Origin of the sequence: Candidatus Enterococcus wittei (assembly GCF_002140175.1) — a bacterium.
Taxonomy (GTDB): Bacteria; Bacillota; Bacilli; order Lactobacillales; family Enterococcaceae; genus Enterococcus_B; species Enterococcus_B wittei.
The window spans coordinates 631,132-633,278 of the sequence record NZ_NGMO01000002.1 but is presented as its reverse complement, the minus strand read 5'-3'; the positions used below and the strand labels follow the sequence as shown (position 1 = coordinate 633,278).

Here is a 2,147-nt window from a genome sequence, read left to right as displayed (position 1 = left end):
GGAATTCCACTCTCCTCTTCTGCACTCAAGTCTCCCAGTTTCCAATGACCCTCCCCGGTTGAGCCGGGGGCTTTCACATCAGACTTAAGAAACCGCCTGCGCTCGCTTTACGCCCAATAAATCCGGACAACGCTTGCCACCTACGTATTACCGCGGCTGCTGGCACGTAGTTAGCCGTGGCTTTCTGGTTAGATACCGTCAAGGGATGAACAGTTACTCTCATCCTTGTTCTTCTCTAACAACAGAGTTTTACGATCCGAAAACCTTCTTCACTCACGCGGCGTTGCTCGGTCAGACTTTCGTCCATTGCCGAAGATTCCCTACTGCTGCCTCCCGTAGGAGTTTGGGCCGTGTCTCAGTCCCAATGTGGCCGATCACCCTCTCAGGTCGGCTATGCATCGTGGCCTTGGTGAGCCGTTACCTCACCAACTAGCTAATGCACCGCGGGTCCATCCATCAGCGGCACCGTAAAGCGCCTTTCAAATCAAAACCATGCGGTTTCGATTGTTATACGGTATTAGCACCTGTTTCCAAGTGTTATCCCCTTCTGATGGGCAGGTTACCCACGTGTTACTCACCCGTTCGCCACTCCTCTTTTTCCGGTGGAGCAAGCTCCGGTGGAAAAAGAAGCGTTCGACTTGCATGTATTAGGCACGCCGCCAGCGTTCGTCCTGAGCCAGGATCAAACTCTCATAATAAAAGTTAGAACAATCTTGCGATTGTTAAGCTCAATTTGGTTGCTAGCATATTGCTTGCTTGTTAAAAATGTTTGTTGTCTTGAATCAATCAAGACGCCCTACACATTTGGTTTGTCTTACTTTGTTCAGTTTTCAAAGGTCTACTTGATATTGGATCAAAAATCCGTTATCTAAGATTGCCGTAGCAACTCTTATATCTTAGCAAAGACCAAAGTGCTTGTCAACACTTTTTTAATTTTTTTGCTGTGTGTTTTATAAGGCTGTTTCAGCAACTCATTTATCATAACTTGTCGTTTGTTATTTGTCAACACCATTTGTCAACTTTTAATTGATAGATCCAACGTTTGTAGATCACATCATTTTTACGACATCAGTTATATTAACATGCAGAAGATCAGGCGTCAAGTAATATTTCAATTTTTTTACATTTATATTTTTTTATTCTAATCATGACATTCCAACGACTCACTTAAAGAATGTTTATGATACTAATTGTACAAATTTCTTCATTAGAGGCAAAATGTATACTTATCTCCAAACAAAAAAGGGCTACGATCATTTTATATCGTTGCCCTTCTTACTAATTTATAGAAATTCACGATTAATCTTGTAGAATCAATTCTTCCAGTAATCGCTCATTATATCCAACAAATAATACGTCATCAATGATAATCAGTGGTCTTCTCAATAGGTGATGATGCTTTTTACACAATAACAGGAGTTGTTCTTCTCCATTAGACGAAAAATCAGATTGGATTTTTTTGAAAGCCGTTGACCAAACGATAAACAAACGTTCCACATAGACATTCTCCAAATGACACAATTCTGCAACTTCTTCTCTAGTCAATTGTTTTTTATCCAGATCAACAAATTGGTAAATCAGCTGATGATTGTCTAACCATCTCTGGGCTTTGGCGCTAGATACGCTATCTGTTGATCCGTACATTTTCACCTTCACTACATCACCTCAATTCTCTATGAATATAAGACACTGTGTTGTAGATATATCAGGTTTCTAGCTACACCCCGAATTTCTCTTGGAATAAACGCTCGAATTTCATCTTCGTTAAAGCCGATCAGCACTCTTTTCTCGTCGATCAAAATGGGTCTTCTAAGCAAAGAGGGATATTCTTTAAATAAATTAATCATTTCTCTTAATGATAAATCATTAAAATCAATGTCTAATTTCTCATAAATTTTTGATCGAGTGGAGATAATGTCTTCAACTCCACCTTCAGTAGCGGCCAATATGTGACGGATTTCAGCTTCTGATATTGATTCTGCGAAAATATTCTTTTCTTCAAATCTCAGTTGATTCGTTTGCAACCACGCTCTGGCCTTCCTGCAAGATGTACAGCTAGGCGAAGTGTATAGTTTTATCATTTTCTCACTCCTTTTTAATTATAATCCCATTCTAAACTTATTCTATAAAAAAAGCTAGTTATAAGC

At 39.7% G+C, this 2,147-nt stretch carries 2 protein-coding genes and 1 other annotated feature; both genes read right to left on the bottom strand.

The features are described 5' to 3' along the window. Positions 1-124: 124 nt before the first annotated feature. Positions 125-690, bottom strand: a sequence feature (16S ribosomal RNA rRNA prediction is too short). 609 nt (positions 691-1,299) lie between these two features. Continuing rightward, complete coding sequence (locus A5844_RS07125) at positions 1,300-1,656, bottom strand: ArsC/Spx/MgsR family protein (protein ID WP_086284509.1); 357 nt, start codon at positions 1,654-1,656, stop codon at positions 1,300-1,302. 17 nt (positions 1,657-1,673) lie between these two features. Further along, on the bottom strand, positions 1,674-2,081 hold the full coding sequence (gene spx / locus A5844_RS07120; protein ID WP_086284508.1) for a transcriptional regulator Spx: 408 nt from the start codon (positions 2,079-2,081) through the stop codon (positions 1,674-1,676). Positions 2,082-2,147 lie beyond the last annotated feature (66 nt).